The sequence below is a fragment of the Agathobaculum massiliense genome, from assembly GCF_900291975.1.
In the GTDB taxonomy this organism is placed as follows: domain Bacteria; phylum Bacillota; class Clostridia; order Oscillospirales; family Butyricicoccaceae; genus Agathobaculum; species Agathobaculum ammoniilyticum.
In genome coordinates, this window is the sequence record NZ_OMPN01000001.1 from 1,805,759 (window position 1) to 1,822,118 (window position 16,360).

Consider the following 16,360-nt stretch of genomic DNA (forward strand, 5'->3'; position numbering starts at 1 on the left):
TCTTGCGCGGGAGCGGTTTCGGGTGTAAACTGAAAGGGCGACAATGGGAAATGGGGGAGAACAGGATGCAAGCATTGATGCGGCGCCGCTTGATGCGATGCGCTTACCGGACAATGCTGCTCGGCGGCCTGCTTGGGTCGAGCAGCGGCGTGGTGATGAGCCTGCTGCAGGACCGCTATGCGCTGGGGTACGAATGGGGCGGCGTGCTGCTCGCGGCGTTGAGCGTGGGAAATCTGCTGTCTGGCTTTACAACGGGTATGCTGACCGTGCGGCGCGGCATGCGCAACACGACGCTGCTGCTGTCGACCGGCGGTGCGGCCGGTTATTTCGCCATGGCGCTGACAGGGAACCCCTGGCTGCTGGTGCTGGCGTTCGGGCTGGTCGGCGCGGCAAAGGGCTGCGTGCTGAATACGGACAGCGTGCTGGTTGCGATATCAGCGGAGGACCGCACCCAGGGAATGAACCTGGCGCATTCGCGCTTTGCGCTCGGCTCGCTGGTATGCCCGCTGCTGATCGCGGCGCTCGGCTTGCTGCACTGGCGCGCGCCGATGATCGGGCTAGGCCTGTGCGGCTGCCTGCTGTGGCTGAGTTATTACGCGGGCCGACTGCCGCGTCGGGCGAGCCGGACGGCGGACGGCGGGGGACAGTGGGACTTTTTCCATTCCCGCCGCTTCTGGCTGCTGACCGCGGTGCTGTTTTTCCAAAACTGCACCGAGATCGCGGTCACCGGCTGGATGGTTACTTATTTCAAGGATACAGGCATCCTGTCCGGCACGGCCGGGCAGCTCACGGTCACGGTCATCTGGGGCGCAATGCTGGCCGCGCGGCTGGTGATCGCGTTGGTGCTGCATATCCGCAACGGCTTCCGTGCGCTGACCCTGATGACCGCCTGCTGCATCGGCGCGTACCTGCTTCTGCTACAGGCGGAAACGGCGGTCTCCGCGCTGGTGCTGCTGTTTGTGTTCGGCGTCTCGATCGCGGGCGTCAACCCGACCGCGGTTGCGAGCGCGGGTAAATCGCTGTCGAGCGCGGGCGTGGGCGTGATGTTGCCTGCGGCAGGTGTCGGGGCGATCCTGATGCCGTATATCACGGGCCTGGTCGCATCCGCCTGGGGGATCCATGCGGGGATGATGAGCATTACGTTTGCGGTCGCGGGCATGTTTGTCAGCTCGGCGCTGCTGCTGGTCGTGCGCGAGCGGGGCGAAGCGCACACAGGCTCCCGTGACGAGCGGCCCTGATGGAAAAGCGCGGCCGCCCGCCGGAATTCTTTCCGGCGGGCGGCTTTTTTAATTCTTTTGCGAGCTGTGCGCCAGATGGCGCGCGAACGAGGTGGACTGGAGCGCTTTTTGCAGCGCGGGCGTGAGCAGCATCGCGACGATCACACCGACCACGGCGTTGATTAGGCTGGAGGCGATGCTGGCCGCGCAGCCGGCCACCGCAGGGACAAAAGCCGAGCCAGCGAGCATCATGCCCATGATCTTGCCCCCGATATACAGGGTCGAATAGGTCAGCGCACCCGCGATGGCCGCGACAAGGTTGCGGATCGTCCGGCGTCCGTTTGCCCCGCCCCAGTGCGAGATCAGCCCGCACAGGCCGGCCATGATAAAGTACCGGAGGAATGTGACATAGGCGGTGGGCGCGTATTCCGGATCGGTCAGGTCGAACAGCGCGCAGCCGATGCCGGCGGCCAGGCCGCCGCGCCAGCCGCCCAGCAGCGTGCCTGCCAGCAGACAGATGCCGTTGCCCAGCTTGACCATGGTTGAGCCGCCGGGCGTCGGGATCTTGATTTTGAAAAAGAATGTGGCAATGAATACAAAGGCCGCGAGCAGCCCCACGGCCACGATATCGTACAGCGTGATCTTTCGTTTGTTGTTTTCCATAACGGTTTCCCCCTTTTCTTTCCTCAGATAGGATACGGCATATTTGACCTGTTTTAAATAGCCAAACTTTGATTATTTTATAAGGTCAGATGGATAAACGGCAAAAAAACCGCGCAAAATAGCAGAAACATGGGAGTAGCCTCCCGAAGAGGAGAGATGCGCATGAAACTGGATAAGCAGAAATACCAGCAGATGTTGGAACAGAAAAGCCCGAATTCGCCGCTTTGGAAGGACTGTCTGAAGGCGTTCCTGTTCGGCGGGGCGATCTGCACGGTCGGCGAGGGCGTGAGCAATTTCTGGCAGTCGCGCGGCCTGGAGACAGCGGACGCGGCGGCGGCGACGGCCATCACCATGGTGTTCCTCGGCGCGCTGCTGACCTGCCTGCACCTGTATGAAAAGCTGGCCAAACACGCGGGCGCGGGAACGATCGTACCGATCACAGGCTTTGCCAACGCGATCGTGTCGCCGGCGATGGAATTCAAAAGCGAGGGGCTGGTGCTGGGCGTGGGGGCGAAGCTGTTTGTGATCGCCGGCCCTGTGCTGGTATACGGTATTTCGGCCAGCGTGCTCTATGGGCTGGCGCTGCTGCTGATGGGGGGAGGCGGCGCGGGATGATCCGGAGGATAGGGAAGCGCACGCTACAGTTTGCGGAGCGGCCGTTTCTGCTGTCGCATGCGGCGGCGGTCGGGAAAAAGGAGGGCGACGGCCCGTTGGGCGCGCAGTTCGACTTCGTGACCGAGGACGACCGCATGGGTCAGAAATCGTGGGAGCTGGCGGAAAGCGAACTGCAAAAGACCGCGATCGACCTCGCGGTAAAAAAGGCGGGTCTGCAGAAGAGCGATTTGGATGTGATCCTCGCGGGCGACCTGCTCAACCAGTGCATCGGCTCGTTTTTGGCCTCGGTGGGGTCGGACGTGCCGTATCTCGGGCAATACGGTGCCTGTTCGACTATGGCGCAGGGGCTGGCGCTCGGCGGGTGTCTGGTGGAGGGGGGCGCGGCGCGGCGCCTGCTCGCTGCCGCGTCCTCGCATTTCTGCTCGGCCGAGCGGCAGTACCGGTTCCCGCTTGCCTACGGCGGCCAGCGCACGCCGACCGCCCAATGGACGGCCACAGCGGCCGGCGCGGCCGTGCTGTCCGCCGCGGACCCGCGGGGCGGCTCCTCCGGCATCCGTGTCACGCATGCGCTGTTCGGCAGGATGGTGGAGATGGGCGTTAAGGACGCGAATAACATGGGGGCGGCGATGGCACCCGCCGCTTACGACACGCTTTCTACGCTTTTGTCCGACCTTGGTGCGCAGCCGGCCGATTTCGACTGCATCGTGACCGGTGACCTCGGCCATGTGGGGGCGGATATCCTGCTCACCCTGCTGCGGGAGGATAAGATCGACCTGTCGCCCGTGTACTCGGACTGCGGCAGCCTGCTGTTCGGGGATGAACAGGACGCACATGCGGGCGGTTCGGGCTGCGGCTGCTCGGCCGCGGTGCTGTGCGGCCCGCTGCTGCGGGATATGGAGGGCGGCCGGCTCCGGCGCCTGGTGTTCGCCGGCACGGGCGCAATGATGAGCCCGACCTCGGTGCAGCAGGGACAGCCCATCGCGGGCATCTGCCACGCGGTCGTGATCGAAAGGAGCGGCGCATGAACTGGATGGAATATGTCAATGCCTTTTGGGTGGGCGGCGCGATCTGCGCGGTCTGCCAGGTGTTCATTGACAAAACAAAGCTGACGCCCGCGCGCATTCTGGTTAGCTTGGTGGTGATCGGCGTGTTCCTGCAGGCGATCGGGGTGTATCAACCGCTCGTGGATTACGCGGGCGCGGGCGCGACCGTGCCGCTGCTCGGCTTCGGCTATTCGCTGGCCAAGGGCGTGGCGAAGGCGGTCGCGGAAAGCGGCCTGCTGGGCGTGTTCACCGGCGGCGTGACCGGCGCGGCGGGCGGCATCGCGGCGGCGATCGTGTTCGGCTGCCTGTTCGCCCTGCTGGCAAAGCCGAAATCCAAAAGCTGAGCCGCTTGCGGGCAAGGGAAAATCCCGTTATAATAGAACACAATGGGATCAATTGACAAAAGGGGTTTTTCCATGCAGTATTATTTCGCCCCCATGGAGGGCGTGACCGGCGCGGTCTACCGCCGCGCGCATCATGCGTATTTCCCGGGGATAGACAAGTATTTCATGCCATTTATCACGCCGACCGCGAACGGCCGTCTGACCCCGCGCCAGAAGCGCGACGTCGCGGCCGAGGCCAACGCGGGCGTGCCTGCGGTGCCGCAGCTGTTGACCAGGTCCGCTCCGGATTTCATCTGGGCGGCGAACGCCCTGGCGGAGATGGGCTATCCGGAGGTCAACCTGAACCTTGGATGCCCCTCGGGTACGGTAACGGCCAAGGGTAAGGGCGCGGGTTTCCTCGCCCATCCGGACGAGCTGGACCGGTTTTTTGACGCGGTATTCTCGGCGTGCAGGGCGGCGGTGTCGGTCAAAACGCGCCTGGGTGTGCGCGACCCCGCGGAATTTGACCGCCTGCTCGCGGTCTACAACCGCTATCCGATTGCCGAGTTGACCATCCACCCGCGCGTGCGGGTGGATTTTTATCGGGGCGGCGTGCGCGAGGCGGCGTTTGCCGCAGCCCTGCCGCAGTGCCGCATGCCGGTCTGCTATAATGGAGACGTTGTCAGCGAAGCGGTCGCCGCCGCGGTCGGCGCGCGGTACCCCGCGGTGCGGGCGGTGATGATAGGCCGCGGGCTGGTCGGTGACCCCTCGTTGGTCACGCGGCTGCGCGGCGGCCCGCGTGCGGATAAGACGGTGCTGGAGGCGTTCCACAATACCCTGTACGAGCGCTACTGCGCCGCGTTCGGCGACCGTCGGATCGCGATGCTGCGCATGAAAGAGGTCTGGTTTTACCACCTGAACCTGTTTGCAGACAGTGAAAAATACGGCAAGCGGCTGCGCAAGGCGGCAGGACCGGACGATTTCCTCGCGGCAGCGGCGGCGGTGTTCCGCGATTTGCCGCTGCGCGAACAGGTGGAGCCGGGCTGGTTCCGCTAAAAAAGGAAAGGCTCCTATCCCGAAAGGATAGGAGCCTTTTTTGCCGCCCCGCAGTACGGGGTAGTAAGGGGGGGGATCGCCGTCCCCTTGGGGGACGGCGGATTGTGTTACAGGGCTTGCTGCTGCAGCCAGCGGTACGCGCCCGCCATGCCCGCGCTGTTGCCCAGTTCGGCAAAGGCGAGACGGGTGTGTGCCAGCATGAACGGGTTGGCGAAGCGCTGCAAATGGCTCTCGAGCAGAGGGCGCAGATAGGCACTCTGCCCCATGATGCCGCCGCCGAGCACGACCGCCGCGGGGTCCATCACGCACATGCACGCGGCGACGCCCTGCGCGAGCGTCCCGCACAGCGCGTCGATCGCCTGCGCGCAGACCGTGTCGCCCGCCTGCGCGCGGGCGAAGATCTGCCGCCCGTCCAGCGTTTCGCCGGTCTGCTCTGCAACGCGTCGGATGAGCGCGGTGGTCGAGGCCTGCTGCTCGAACGCACGGCCGTTTACCGGCATGTAGCCGATCTCGCCCGCGCTGCCCGCATGCCCGTGCCAGACCTTTCCGTCCAGCACGACCGCGCCGCCGATGCCCGTGCCGACGGTCAGGCAGAGCACGCTGTCCGCGCCCCGCCCCGCGCCGTAGGCGGCCTCGCCAAGCGCGGCGCAGTTGACGTCGTTTTCGACCGCGCAGGGCAGGCGGAACGCCTGCTCGACCGCGGTTTTGAGGTTGCGCCCCGTATAACCGGGGATATTTTCATTGGCGTACAGGATCGCGCCCGTCCGGTGGTCCACCATGCCGGCGGTCGAGACCGCGATGCCAGACGGGTTGTACTTGCCGACCAGCCCGCCGATCAGGTCGAGCAGCTTGCGCTCCACGCCCGCGCCGCCGAGCGTTTTGGCGTCGGTCGGCGTTTCCCAGCGCGAGGAGAAAACGATTTCCCCGCCGGGATCGTGCGCGGCGCCGTATTTGATCGAGGTGCCGCCAATATCAAAGCATAGAACCATTGCGTATCCATCCTTCCGGCGGCCGGTTCAGGCGAGCAGAGCGCAGAACTCCTCCGGCGTTTTGGCCGAGAAAAGCTGCTCCATGCGGCCGTCGTCCATCAGGACCTCGGCCAGCTCGCCGAGCAGGTCGATGTGGCTGTCAGGGTCGGTCGCGGCCAGGGTGATAATCAGGCGGACCGGATCGTTGTCGCCCGCGCCGAACGATACCGGCGGATTGAGCGTGGAAAAAGCGAGCGCCAGACGGTTGGCGCCGCATTCCGGCCGCGCATGCGCCAGCGCCAGGCCCTTTGCCAGCACGAAATACGGGCCGTTCTTGTGTACGGATTCGATCATGCCCTCGATATAGCTTTGCTCGATATCTCCCGCGTCCCGCAGGGGGGCCGCCGCCTGGCGGATCGCATCCTCCCAGTCCGCGGCCGCAAGGCCGATCTGCACATCCTTTGCCGTGATCTTTTCTAACAGCATGGTAATGATTCCTCCTAAAACTCTGCGATCAGCGAGGGTACGTCCACGTCCGCGAGCGAATCGCACAGGCGGTACTGACCCTCAAAGGTACAATACTTGGTCACGTCGTTGGGTACGACCAGCACGCGCATATCCGCGTTGCGGCCGGCCAGCAGACCGTTGAGCGAATCCTCAACCACCAGGCACTCGGCCGGCGTGCAGCCGAGCTTTTCGGCCGCCTTGAGGAACAGGTCGGGGTTGGGCTTGATGCGTTCGACGTCTTCAGCCGTGACCAGCAGGTCGAAATACTGCATTAGGTGCAGGCGTTCGAGGTGTACGGTCGGCTTTTTGCGGCCGGAGGAGGTCGCCAGCGCGACCGACAGGCCGTTTTCCCTGGCGCTTTTCAGGAAGTCCTCCACGCCGGGCTTTGCCGGCAGGCGGCCGCTTTCCTCGATGAAGCACGCCAGCGTGTCCTGCGCGAACTCGTCGCGGTCCACGTGGATGCCCTTGGCGTCCAGCTTGCGGAACAGGTCCTCCGCATTGGAGCCGACACAGGCCAGGAATTCCTGCACGGACAGGTCGTACTGCTTGTGTACACGGAACCATTCGACATAGATCCGGTACCATACGACCTCGGTATCGACGATCAGGCCGTCAAAATCCATGATAATCGTTTTCAGCATACTGACTCTCTTTTCAATAAACGGGTAAAGGAAGCGCCGCCGCTGGACCAGCGGCGGCGCCGCCCTTACAGGCTGTTACTGCTTGTTTTCTCGGGCCTGCTTGATCTTTTCGATCAGCTCGTCATACTGGGGCGCGTTGATGAAGTCGGTCACTGCGATGCAGTAGGCGTCCTTCTGCACGTCCTTGACACGGTCGAGCAGCAGCTCCTGAGTGACGACTACCTGACATTCGGTCGGCAGGTTTTCGATTGCGATATGGAATACCGTAACGTCGTCCAGGCCGGCGGCCTTGCACTTTTTCTGCAGCACGGTCGCGCCCATGGCGGAGGAACCGATGCCGGCGTCGCAGGCGTAGGCGATGCGGGTAACCTTGGAGAAGTCAAAGTCTTCGATGCTCTCGAATACGGAGGAAATGCGGCTCTTCTTGCCCTTCAGCTCGTTCATGGTCTGCGCCGCTTCCTTGAGCGAAGCGTCGTCGCCGCCGCCCGCGCGCTTAATCAGCGGGATGGACAGCACGAACGTAATTGCGCACGCCACCAGGATGCCCAGGCAGATCTTGAGCTGGTCGCCGGGCGAGGACATCAGCATGATGGAGATGATGCTGCCGGGGGAGGCAACGCCGACCAGGCCGACGTTCAATATGGTGAACATCAGGGTGCCGCACGCGCCGCCGACGATCAGCGGGAGGATGAGGATCGGGTTCATCAGCACGAACGGGAAGTATATCTCATGGATGCCGCCGAACAGGTGGATGATGGAAGCGCCCCACGCGGAGGACTTGGAAGAGCCCTTGCCGAAGAACATGTAAGCGAGCAGCACGCCCAAGCCGGGGCCGGGGTTGGATTCGAGCAGGAACAGGACGGATTTGCCCAGGCTTTCCAGCTGCAGCGTACCCATCGGGGTCAGGATGCCCTGGCCGATGGCGTTGTTGAGGAAGAGCGGCTTGGCCGGCTCGATCAGGATTGCGGTCAGCGGCAGCAGATTGTTCTGCACCAGGAAATCCACGCCAGCGGCGAACACGCCGGTCAGGGAGGCGATCGCCGGCCCAAGCCATACGCATCCGATCACGGCGATGATCGCGCCGATGATGCCGACCGAATAGTTGTTGACGATCAGCTCGAAGCCCATCGGGATCTTGCCGTCGATCAGCTTGTCAAACTGCTTGAGGATCCAGGCGGAAAGCGGGCCGAGGATCATTGCGCCGATGAACATGGTCACGCTGGAGCCGATGATGACGCCGATGGTGGCGACCGTGCCGATCACGCCGCCGCGGTAGTCATAGACCATCTTGCCGCCCGCAAATGCGATCAGGAGCGGGAGCAGGTAGTTGAGCATCGGGGTGATGAAGCTGCGGAGCATGTCGTTGTCGATGGCGATGCCGACTGCGGTCAGCAGGCCCCAGGCAATGAACGCGCCCAGATTCGGGATGACCATGCTGCTGAGCTTGCTACCAAATTTCTGCACCTTTACTCGTACTGACATTCTTTTGCCCTCCTTAAAATCCGTGAAATGAGTCTCTACCGTTTCTCTTTATGTGGAAAAGCGCGGGGGAATGCTTACAGGGAAACCTCCTTGCCCTCCGCGATCGAGCGCTCGATCGCGTCGACCACGCGGAGCGTGTTGAGGGCGTCCTCCGGCGTGATGATGGACTTGGTGCCGCTCAGGATGTTGCCGATAAAGGCCATGATCTCCTCGGACAGGTCGCCGGACGGCGCGCCGTTGCAGTTGTACCAGTGGCGCGAATCCGGATACAGGACGCCGCTGCCGGTCACGAAGCGTACGCCGTTGTCGCACGCATCGACATAGGCCACGCCCTTGGTGCCGACCAGCTCGACCTTGTCGTCGATGATCGTGGGCGAATTCTCCGGCAGCACCCAGCATGCCTCAAGGCACGCGACCGCGCCGTTTTCATAGGTGACGAGCGCGTAAATCACATCGTCCATGCCGTATTCCTTGAGCAGCACGCTGCGGGCCTTGGCGAACACCTTGACCGGCTTGCAGCCCATGAACCAGTTGACATAGTCGATGTCGTGGATCATGACGTGCATGGACAGGTCGGACGCGCCGATGTAGCGGCGGGGGCCGACGATCGGGCTGTTGCGGCGGCAGTACATATGGATGATGTCGCCCAGCTCGCCGGCGTCCAGGCGCTGCTTGATCATGTTGAAGCGCGGGTCAAAGCGGAGCAGGAAGCCCAGCGAGAACACCTTGTCGTAATCCTTGAGGATCTCGTACATTGCCTCCCCGTCGGCCAGCTCCTTGGCGAGCGGCTTTTCGAGCAGGATGTGCTTTTTGTTGGCGACCGCGATCTCGACCGCCTCGCGGTGCATGTTGTCGGGCAGGACGATCGAAACCGCGTCGATCTCCGGATTTTCGAGCAGGTCCTTATAGTTCTTATAAGTCTGACAGCCGTACTCCTTTTCCGCCTCCGCGCGGCGCTCGTCGTTAAATTCGCATACCGCGACGAGGTCTACGCCGGGCAGCTTGTTATAAATGCCTGCATGGATCTGGCCCATCTGGCCGAAGCCAATGACGCCTACTTTGAGGTTCTTGTTCATGATGCATTCTCCTTTTCTATGTTGGACCTTTTTGTGGAAGGTTTGCCCACGGGTTGGGGGGACGGCGCCGCGTTTTTTTCGGCGTTTTTGCGTTTGCCTGTTGCAAAATCGCGACGGTTATACTATGATTGTTAAAGAATAAACTATCTTCAGGAGGAAACCATGGCTGATCTGAGTTTTCAAAACCGGCTGCAGTTTTTCGGCTTCCGGCTCAGCAAAAGTGAACAGAAGATCGCCGCTTATATCGTCGCCCATCCGGAGCAGGCAGCGTCGATCGCCAGCCAGGAGCTTGCGCAGGCCATCGGCACGTCCAACTCCACGCTGACCCGCTTCTGCAAAAAGCTGGATTACCGGAATTATATCGAATTCCAGACCCTGCTGGCAGCCGAGGGGACGCCGGGCCAGACGCCCGACCAGACCATTCGCCGCATCGACCATTATTACGAGCGCACGCTGGACGCGGCCTGCGAGCTGGTGCAGCCCGAGGACTTGGACGCGTTTGTCGACCGAATTCACCAGGCGGACAAAATCCTGATCTTCGGCCTGGGCAGCTCGGGCCTGACCGCGAGCGAGTTCAACATGCGGCTGGTGCAGATGGGCTTTACCTCAAGCGTGATGACCGATACGTTCCTGATGCGCGTGCAGTCCAGCCTGTTCTCGCCGAAGGACCTGATTATCGCGGTGTCCAACTCCGGCGAAACGCCCGAGGTGGTCAGCGCGTGCCGGATCGCGAAATCGGCGGGCGTGCAGATATGCCTGCTTACGCAGAGTAGCCGCACCGAGCTGGCGAAGATGGCGGATGCCATCCTGCTGGCCGGGGACATCGGGCAGGTGGGGGACGAGAAGTTCATCAATTCCCAGATGCCCCTGGTGTTCCTGATCGATGCGATTACCTACCGGCTGTTGGAGGACCCGAAATGCAGGGAAAACCGCGACCGCGCGCTGTATACCCTGTTCCACCGGAATTTTTGAATCGGAAGAGCGCTCCGGCGCTCTTTTTTTGCGCCCGCTTTACGTTGCGTAAATCGCGTCGGTAAAGGCTTTGGTGATCAGCTGGGGACGGGTGATCGCGCCGCCGGTGACAACCGCGTGCGCGCCCAGTTCGATGCAGCGGCGCGCCTTGGCCGGGGTATCGACGTGGCCCTCCGCGATGACCGGAATATGTACCGCGGCGAGAATGGCCTTGAGGCGGGAGAAATCGTCGTCCGCGATATTGTGTCCCGCGGACTGGGCGGTATAGCCCATGAGCGTGGTGGAAACGCAGTCAAAGCCGAGCCGCTCCGCGCGGACCGCCTCCTCCAGCGTGGCGATATCCGCCATCAGCAGCTTGCCGGGCGCGGCGGCGCGGGCCTTTTGGAAAAAGTCCCCGAGCGTCTCGCCTTGATAGCGGGGGCGGTCGGTTGCGTCAAACGCGATCATGGCGCAGCCCGTTCCGGCCAGCTCTTCTATTTCGCGGAGCGTGGGGGTGATATAGATGGGGGAACCCTCGTAGTCCCGCTTGACGATGCCGATGATCGGCAGGTCGGTGTTTTGGGCGATTTCGTTGATATCAGCCGCGGTGTTGGCGCGGATGCCTACGGCGCCGCCCTCGGCCGCTGCGCGTGCCATGCGCCCCATGATGAACGAGGAGTGCAGGGGTTCGTTTTCCAGCGCCTGACAGGATACGATCAACCCGCCTTTGACCTGATCGAGCATACTGTCATCCTCCTATCGGTATTGTTTTCATTTTTATTATACAAAGTGAAAATATTTTCGTCAAGACGATGGAACAATTTGGATGGACAAATTTCAAAGGGATTTTTGAGCAGTTTGACCATATGTTCGTCTGTTTGAATAGGAAAGCAATAGTTAAATTGACATATATGGAAAAAGCGTGACAAAAAGGCGTATTCCGGCCGCGCCTGCCGCAAAATTACCGTCTCTATAGGAAAGTCCGTTTTAACGGACAAGCAATCCGCTATACTGAAGCCATCAAAAGGAAGCGGAGGAATACCGGATGAAAAAAAGACTGGGCAGTGCCCTGCAGGCAGCGGGGGGCGCGATCTTATTTCTGGCGGCGGGGGCGTCGGACACGGGCGCGGTTTCGGCCGGCGGGCTGGCCTTTTCTATCTTATGCGCCGCGCTTCTGTTTTTCACAGGCCGCGCGCTGCGCCGCCGGAAAAAGCCTGCATCCTGCCGCCGCATGGGGCGGGCGCTGCCTGCCGCCGCGGGACGGTAAGGGGGACGGCAAGGGGCGCCGAAAGCATGTGCTTTCGGCGCCCCTGTGTTTTTTCCTATCCGTATGTCCGTCCGCTGCGGAGAGTTAATAGCCCTTTTCGACCGCTGCGGTCAACACTCTGGAGGCCACTGTACCCGCGACCGACGAGCCGCCGCCGCCGTTTTCCACCAGCACGATGAACGCGTAAGGGGTCGCCTCGTCGCGCAGGAAGCCGGTGAACCAGGCGTTTGGGGTCTTGCCCCCGCCGACCTCGGCCGTGCCGGACTTGGCGCAGATGTCCATGCCCGGGAAGCGGTCCTGTCCATAGGTTTCGATCACGTTGTTGTGCATCATATCCGCGATGGTATCCGCAGTGTCCGCGTCGATCAGCTTATCCGACTTATGGGCGAAGTAAAGACCGGTCGGCAAACCGTAGTCCGTGGTGGTTTTTTCGATCAGGCGCGGCAGGGCGGCCTTGCCGCCGTTGGCGATTGCGCCCATATACAGCATCATATTGATCGGACACATGGTATCCTCGCCCTGGCCGACACCCGCCCAGGCGAGCTGGTTGTCGTTTCCGTCAAAGTTGAAGCGGCCCTCCGAGGTGCGGATGCCGTCCACCCGTATGGCGGTGGTCAGGCCGGCCGCGTCCGTATATTTCTGCATGGTATTCCCACCCAGTTCGACCGCGAGCTGGCCGAACACGCCGTTGCAGGAGTTCGCCAGCGCATCCTCAATGTCCATCTGCCCATGCGCATACGGGCAGGTGACCGTATCGCCCCCGATTTCGACCGAACCGGTGCAGTTCCAAGTGCGGGAAAACAGGTCGGGCAGGTTCTCGACCGCCGCGTTGAGTGTGACCACCTTGAAGATCGAGCCGGGGATGGAGTTCGCGGACAGCAGGCGGTTGACGTACACACCCTCCCACGAGGGGTCGTCCGGATCGATGGCCGGCGGGTCGGCGGGGTCGAACGACGGCGTGGATACCATGCACAGGATCTCGCCCGTCTTATAGTTGTACACGCCCACCGTGCCGTTCATGCCGCCGAGCGCCTGATAAGCGATATTGTTAAGATAGGCGTCGATCGTCAGGTACAGGTTGTTGCCCGTGCCGAGCGGAGAATACACGCCGGTCAGCAGGTTATAGCCGGAAAGCTTGTCCGCGAACGCGGTCAGCGCACCCGCGCCGATGTTGCCGGCCGGATCACCGACCGCGTGCAGGGTGGCGCGGCGCACGGCGCTGTCCGGATAATAGGTGCGGTTTCCGTTTTCATCCAGCGAGGAAAGCACGTCGCCGTCCCGATCGAGGATGGTGCCGCCCTTGAGCTGGCCGGAATTGCTGTACAGGTGGCGGTTATAGGGATAGGAGGCCCAGTCGCCGCCATCCACCACGAAACGGAAGCAGAACAGCAGCAGCCCGACGCCCAGCAGAGCCGCGAGGATCAGGCAGAACACGCCGCGTTTTTCGATTTTCCGCACTCAATCCACCTCCCCGCGCAGCTCGCGCCGGCTGGGCAGCCGAACCGCGAACGAAGCGTTTTGGCGCGTGTCCGTGGCCTTCAAAAAGGCGAGCATGCCCCACGCGGACAGCATGGACGAGCCGCCGTTCGAGACAAACGGCAGGGTCACGCCCGTGAACGGCAGGATATCCACCGCGCCGAATACGTTCAGGCAGGTCTGGAACACGAGCAGGCTGGTCGCGGCGCAGGCCGCGATTGTGTAAAAGCTCGACCGTCCCGCGCGGCAGGCACGCACCGCAAACACAGCCAGCGTGATGATGCACAGCACGGTCAGCACAGCGATTACCAGCCCCCACTCCTCGCACAGCATGCCGAACACGATATCCGTGTCCGCCGCGGCCAGACCGGAGAGCCAGCCCTTGCCCGCGCCCACGCCGATCATGCCGCCCGAAGCAGCGGCGGTCAGCGTGTGGGTCTGCTGGAAGCCCGCGCCGTACACATCCTCCCAGATATGGCCCCAAGAGGCAAAGCGCGCCGCAACATGCCCCTTGACGGTCAGCAGCACCATGCCGCCGGCGAAGCAGCCCGCGCAGATCAGGCCGAGCGTCGCGAAGTCGCCCGAGCGCAGGTAGGCGATGACCAGGAAGGTGACGAAAAACACCAGCGCGGTGCCGAAGTCGTTCTGCAGCGCCAGACACGCGCCGCAGATGCCGGTCAGGCCGATGAACAGCCACAGGTTGCGCTTGTTGAACAGGCGGTCGAGTGTGGCCGCGCCCGCGAAGATATAGCAGATTTTGGCCAGCTCGGAGGGCTGGAGCGACAGGCCGCCCAGCCGGATCCATGCCTTGGCGCCGCCCTCGCTTGACCCGATCAGCAGCGTGATCACCAGCATGCCGACCGCCGCCGCGCCCATGATCCAGCGCACCCTCTGCGCACGGGTCAGGTCGCGCAGGAAAAAGCCGAGGACCAGGAAGATCGCCAGCCCCATCAGGATGGCGACGAGCTGCTTGGGGCATTCGTCCGGCACGGTCGAGCCGGTCACGGCCAGCGACAGCGTGCACAGGAAAAAGGCGATGGTTTCCATCTCAAAGCCGATGCGTCGGAACGAGCGCAGCACGATAAAATAGCCCCAGCACACGGCCGTGAATGTGAGGAACGTGAGCGGGACGGTAACGGAGGCGTTCTCGCCCGCGGCAACGATGAGCTGCAGCGCGGTCAGCACCTGGAACAGCGTCAGCAGCACAAGCGAGCCCCACATGCCGGCCGGCCGGCCCTCCACGCGGCGCTCGGCCATTTGCTCGCGCTTTTCCTCGGCCGAGATCGGCACCAGCATGGTCGGGATGCCGCCGAACGAGAGCGTGTCCCCATCCTCGACGACCGCGTATTCGTCCACCGGCAGGTCGTTTACCTTGACGCCGCCCTTGGAGCCGAGGTCGTATACCGTCCACGAGCCGTCGTCCTCGCGGATGAGCGCGGCGTGCTGGCGGGACACCGAGGGGTATTCGAGCTGCACGTCGCACGCGGGCGCGCGGCCGATGATGTTTTCCCAGTGGGTGATGGGCAGGCGCACGCCGTTGGCCATGCCGAGATAGCCCCAGACCTCGTCCGGATGCTTGACTTTCCACAGCGAGCGGATCGCGCCGACCAGGATCATCAGCGCCAGCAGCGGGAACACAAAACGGACGACCGTTGTGTACCACGCGCCGACGAGCGGGTTTTCCGCCAGAAAGACGGTCAGCGTATCCAGAAGGCGCTGTAAAGCGTCGGTCATGTTTGGTTTCCTCCCTTCAGGGAACTTGGGTTGATAACCTATATATTATAGCACGGCTTGTCAAGCGAAGCGTGAACGGACGGTAAAAAACGGGGCTTTCAGCCGTTTTCCGCTCCTTCCCGCCGGAAAAATGCCGTGCGGCCGCGGGCTTCGTTTCGGAGGCTGCTGAATATTTTTCCTTTCGACTGTTTTTTTCCCAATTGGACGGATTCCAGCTTACCTGATAATGCACTCGTTAAATGGATGGAGCTGAAATTCATAAAGCTAAATGAAAGAACGGAGGGCAGAGGCTCCCTTTTACCCTTTGGACTGATCTAGGCTTACCGAATAATTTCTTCGTCGAAATGCACAGAAAAAGCTCCACCCTTTGAATAGGCGGAGCTTTTATGATATAATTATGTTTTATTTAACAGGTCGGGACTTAACTTTTTCTTTATTCGCAAATGCACTAACCAACATTGCAATAATGCTAATTAAGAGATAACATCCGCCATACAATAAAAACGCCGGCTCACCCATTTCAAAGAATGTCCATGTACCTGCTAAGAAAATGATAATTGTAACAATTGGCAGCCACCATAAAGTTTTAACATTCTTGCCTGCAAATACGCCAACGATTATAGAATAAATAGGATTAACAGTAAAAAGCAAAAAAACAGTGGTAATCATTCCAGCGTCATTTGGTACTAATGTAACAGCAAGCCACGGTAAAATAAACATGAGGAAAACCGATGCTATTAGATAATAAATAATCTTCTTCATATAGACCTCCTTAACTTGAACTGTCGTTCTGTATCTTTTGTATCATTTTATTAAATTTTCTATTTATTTTACAATACTTTAGTGTTTCTTTCAACGTATGAAAAGATGCCGAAGTTGCCTTTGGTTCTTTTCGAGCCTTGTATTGGTCGAGCAGTGAATTTAGTGAAAATGATGGAGTTGAAGCCCATCAGTCCAAATGTAAAAAGGGAGCGCAGGGGACCGCGCTTGACAGATGCACCGCGAAATGGTACACTAATATTCTAAGATTATATCGCGACAAACGAAGTTTGCAGGAAAAAGCCGCGCGGCTTGCCGAAGGAGCAAAACTCTCAGGTGTCCGGTTTTCCGGATGAGGACTGTAAACGGATGCGGCTCTGGAGAACGCCCCGCAGGGGGGCTGCCGAAGGTGCAACGCGTGCGGCTGGGGGCCGCGCGCCAATCTCTCAGGCAAAAGGACAGAGTTTGGGGACTAATCGGGCACGGGCCGGCGCTTTGCGCGCGGCGCGGCGTCCGTTCGTTTTCTGTGAGCCGGAACCCTTGGTGGTTCTGGCTTTTTTGTTTGCCGCGGAAAGAAAAAGG

Annotated in this window: 17 protein-coding genes and 1 riboswitch; of the genes, 7 read left to right on the top strand and 10 right to left on the bottom strand. The window is 61.3% G+C overall.

Translation table 11 applies throughout. The annotated features are described in order from the left end of the window. Positions 1–65: 65 nt before the first annotated feature. Positions 66–1,238: an MFS transporter gene (locus DBQ51_RS09200; protein ID WP_159068134.1), complete on the top strand. Its 1,173-nt coding sequence runs from the start codon at positions 66–68 to the stop codon at positions 1,236–1,238. A gap of 48 nt (positions 1,239–1,286) precedes the next feature. Here DBQ51_RS09200 and DBQ51_RS09205 read toward each other — a convergent pair whose 3' ends face one another. Further along, on the bottom strand, positions 1,287–1,880 hold the full coding sequence (locus DBQ51_RS09205; protein WP_054326559.1) for an ECF transporter S component: 594 nt from the start codon (positions 1,878–1,880) through the stop codon (positions 1,287–1,289). Positions 1,881–2,042: 162 nt separating this feature from the next. Between DBQ51_RS09205 and spoVAC the strand changes: the two genes are divergently transcribed. The 4 genes from spoVAC (at position 2,043) to DBQ51_RS09225 (ending at position 4,917) form a co-directional block, all read left to right on the top strand. Further along, entirely contained in the window at positions 2,043–2,495 is a 453-nt protein-coding gene (spoVAC, locus tag DBQ51_RS09210) for a stage V sporulation protein AC (protein WP_082396864.1), read from the top strand. Then, positions 2,492–3,520 carry a stage V sporulation protein AD gene (locus tag DBQ51_RS09215; RefSeq protein WP_107631366.1) on the top strand — a complete coding sequence of 343 codons (1,029 nt, stop codon included), beginning with the start codon at positions 2,492–2,494 and terminating at the stop codon, positions 3,518–3,520. The genes spoVAC and DBQ51_RS09215 overlap by 4 nt, the downstream gene beginning before the upstream one ends. 5 nt (positions 3,521–3,525) lie before the next feature. After that, on the top strand, positions 3,526–3,882 hold the full coding sequence (gene spoVAE / locus DBQ51_RS09220) for a stage V sporulation protein AE (RefSeq protein WP_107632161.1): 357 nt from the start codon (positions 3,526–3,528) through the stop codon (positions 3,880–3,882). 72 nt (positions 3,883–3,954) lie between these two features. After that, positions 3,955–4,917 (top strand): tRNA dihydrouridine synthase, encoded by a 963-nt coding sequence (locus tag DBQ51_RS09225; protein WP_242977877.1) that lies wholly within the window; start codon positions 3,955–3,957, stop codon positions 4,915–4,917. Positions 4,918–5,024: 107 nt separating this feature from the next. Here DBQ51_RS09225 and DBQ51_RS09230 read toward each other — a convergent pair whose 3' ends face one another. The 5 genes from DBQ51_RS09230 to DBQ51_RS09250 all read right to left on the bottom strand — a co-directional run bounded on the left by DBQ51_RS09230 (position 5,025) and on the right by DBQ51_RS09250 (position 9,591). Then, positions 5,025–5,906 (bottom strand): ROK family protein, encoded by an 882-nt coding sequence (locus tag DBQ51_RS09230; RefSeq protein ID WP_107631367.1) that lies wholly within the window; start codon positions 5,904–5,906, stop codon positions 5,025–5,027. A gap of 27 nt (positions 5,907–5,933) precedes the next feature. After that, positions 5,934–6,371, bottom strand: a complete 438-nt coding sequence (locus tag DBQ51_RS09235; RefSeq protein ID WP_054326556.1) for a PTS sugar transporter subunit IIA — start codon at positions 6,369–6,371, stop codon at positions 5,934–5,936. A gap of 14 nt (positions 6,372–6,385) precedes the next feature. After that, the gene (locus tag DBQ51_RS09240; RefSeq protein WP_107631368.1) at positions 6,386–7,033 is read right to left on the bottom strand and encodes an HAD family hydrolase; all 648 of its coding nucleotides are present in this window, start codon (positions 7,031–7,033) and stop codon (positions 6,386–6,388) included. A 75-nt stretch (positions 7,034–7,108) separates the two neighbouring features. Continuing rightward, a complete protein-coding gene (locus DBQ51_RS09245) occupies positions 7,109–8,515 on the bottom strand; it encodes a PTS mannitol transporter subunit IICB (RefSeq protein WP_107631369.1) in 1,407 nt (468 codons plus the stop codon). 74 nt (positions 8,516–8,589) lie between these two features. Next, positions 8,590–9,591: a Gfo/Idh/MocA family protein gene (locus DBQ51_RS09250; protein ID WP_054326554.1), complete on the bottom strand. Its 1,002-nt coding sequence runs from the start codon at positions 9,589–9,591 to the stop codon at positions 8,590–8,592. A gap of 162 nt (positions 9,592–9,753) precedes the next feature. On the opposite strand from DBQ51_RS09250, the gene DBQ51_RS09255 reads away from it, so the two are divergent. Then, complete coding sequence (locus DBQ51_RS09255) at positions 9,754–10,563, top strand: MurR/RpiR family transcriptional regulator (protein WP_054326553.1); 810 nt, start codon at positions 9,754–9,756, stop codon at positions 10,561–10,563. 39 nt (positions 10,564–10,602) lie between these two features. On the opposite strand, the gene DBQ51_RS09260 is transcribed toward DBQ51_RS09255, so the two are convergent. Further along, a complete protein-coding gene (locus DBQ51_RS09260; protein ID WP_054326552.1) occupies positions 10,603–11,286 on the bottom strand; it encodes an N-acetylmannosamine-6-phosphate 2-epimerase in 684 nt (227 codons plus the stop codon). Positions 11,287–11,587: 301 nt separating this feature from the next. On the opposite strand from DBQ51_RS09260, the gene DBQ51_RS09265 reads away from it, so the two are divergent. Then, a complete protein-coding gene (locus tag DBQ51_RS09265; protein WP_054326551.1) occupies positions 11,588–11,809 on the top strand; it encodes a hypothetical protein in 222 nt (73 codons plus the stop codon). A gap of 84 nt (positions 11,810–11,893) precedes the next feature. On the opposite strand, the gene DBQ51_RS09270 is transcribed toward DBQ51_RS09265, so the two are convergent. From DBQ51_RS09270 to DBQ51_RS09280, 3 genes are all read right to left on the bottom strand, one after another. Beyond that, a complete protein-coding gene (locus tag DBQ51_RS09270; protein ID WP_054326550.1) occupies positions 11,894–13,267 on the bottom strand; it encodes a penicillin-binding transpeptidase domain-containing protein in 1,374 nt (457 codons plus the stop codon). Further along, entirely contained in the window at positions 13,268–15,019 is a 1,752-nt protein-coding gene (locus tag DBQ51_RS09275; RefSeq protein ID WP_107631370.1) for an FtsW/RodA/SpoVE family cell cycle protein, read from the bottom strand. 402 nt (positions 15,020–15,421) lie between these two features. Continuing rightward, entirely contained in the window at positions 15,422–15,781 is a 360-nt protein-coding gene (locus DBQ51_RS09280) for a hypothetical protein (protein WP_107631371.1), read from the bottom strand. Between the two features lie 364 nt (positions 15,782–16,145). Next, positions 16,146–16,250: riboswitch (glycine riboswitch) on the top strand. Positions 16,251–16,360 lie beyond the last annotated feature (110 nt).

What these genes read in the sequence shown, in the direction of transcription:
- DBQ51_RS09200 (WP_159068134.1), top strand. Translation starts at nt 66, where the DNA reads ATGCAAGCATTGATGCGGCGCCGCTTGATGCGATGCGCTTACCGGACA.
- DBQ51_RS09205 (WP_054326559.1), bottom strand. Translation starts at nt 1,880, where the DNA reads ATGGAAAACAACAAACGAAAGATCACGCTGTACGATATCGTGGCCGTG.
- spoVAC (WP_082396864.1), top strand. Translation starts at nt 2,043, where the DNA reads ATGAAACTGGATAAGCAGAAATACCAGCAGATGTTGGAACAGAAAAGC.
- DBQ51_RS09215 (WP_107631366.1), top strand. Translation starts at nt 2,492, where the DNA reads ATGATCCGGAGGATAGGGAAGCGCACGCTACAGTTTGCGGAGCGGCCG.
- spoVAE (WP_107632161.1), top strand. Translation starts at nt 3,526, where the DNA reads ATGGAATATGTCAATGCCTTTTGGGTGGGCGGCGCGATCTGCGCGGTC.
- DBQ51_RS09225 (WP_242977877.1), top strand. Translation starts at nt 3,955, where the DNA reads ATGCAGTATTATTTCGCCCCCATGGAGGGCGTGACCGGCGCGGTCTAC.
- DBQ51_RS09230 (WP_107631367.1), bottom strand. Translation starts at nt 5,906, where the DNA reads ATGGTTCTATGCTTTGATATTGGCGGCACCTCGATCAAATACGGCGCC.
- DBQ51_RS09235 (WP_054326556.1), bottom strand. Translation starts at nt 6,371, where the DNA reads ATGCTGTTAGAAAAGATCACGGCAAAGGATGTGCAGATCGGCCTTGCG.
- DBQ51_RS09240 (WP_107631368.1), bottom strand. Translation starts at nt 7,033, where the DNA reads ATGCTGAAAACGATTATCATGGATTTTGACGGCCTGATCGTCGATACC.
- DBQ51_RS09245 (WP_107631369.1), bottom strand. Translation starts at nt 8,515, where the DNA reads ATGTCAGTACGAGTAAAGGTGCAGAAATTTGGTAGCAAGCTCAGCAGC.
- DBQ51_RS09250 (WP_054326554.1), bottom strand. Translation starts at nt 9,591, where the DNA reads ATGAACAAGAACCTCAAAGTAGGCGTCATTGGCTTCGGCCAGATGGGC.
- DBQ51_RS09255 (WP_054326553.1), top strand. Translation starts at nt 9,754, where the DNA reads ATGGCTGATCTGAGTTTTCAAAACCGGCTGCAGTTTTTCGGCTTCCGG.
- DBQ51_RS09260 (WP_054326552.1), bottom strand. Translation starts at nt 11,286, where the DNA reads ATGCTCGATCAGGTCAAAGGCGGGTTGATCGTATCCTGTCAGGCGCTG.
- DBQ51_RS09265 (WP_054326551.1), top strand. Translation starts at nt 11,588, where the DNA reads ATGAAAAAAAGACTGGGCAGTGCCCTGCAGGCAGCGGGGGGCGCGATC.
- DBQ51_RS09275 (WP_107631370.1), bottom strand. Translation starts at nt 15,019, where the DNA reads ATGACCGACGCTTTACAGCGCCTTCTGGATACGCTGACCGTCTTTCTG.
- DBQ51_RS09280 (WP_107631371.1), bottom strand. Translation starts at nt 15,781, where the DNA reads ATGAAGAAGATTATTTATTATCTAATAGCATCGGTTTTCCTCATGTTT.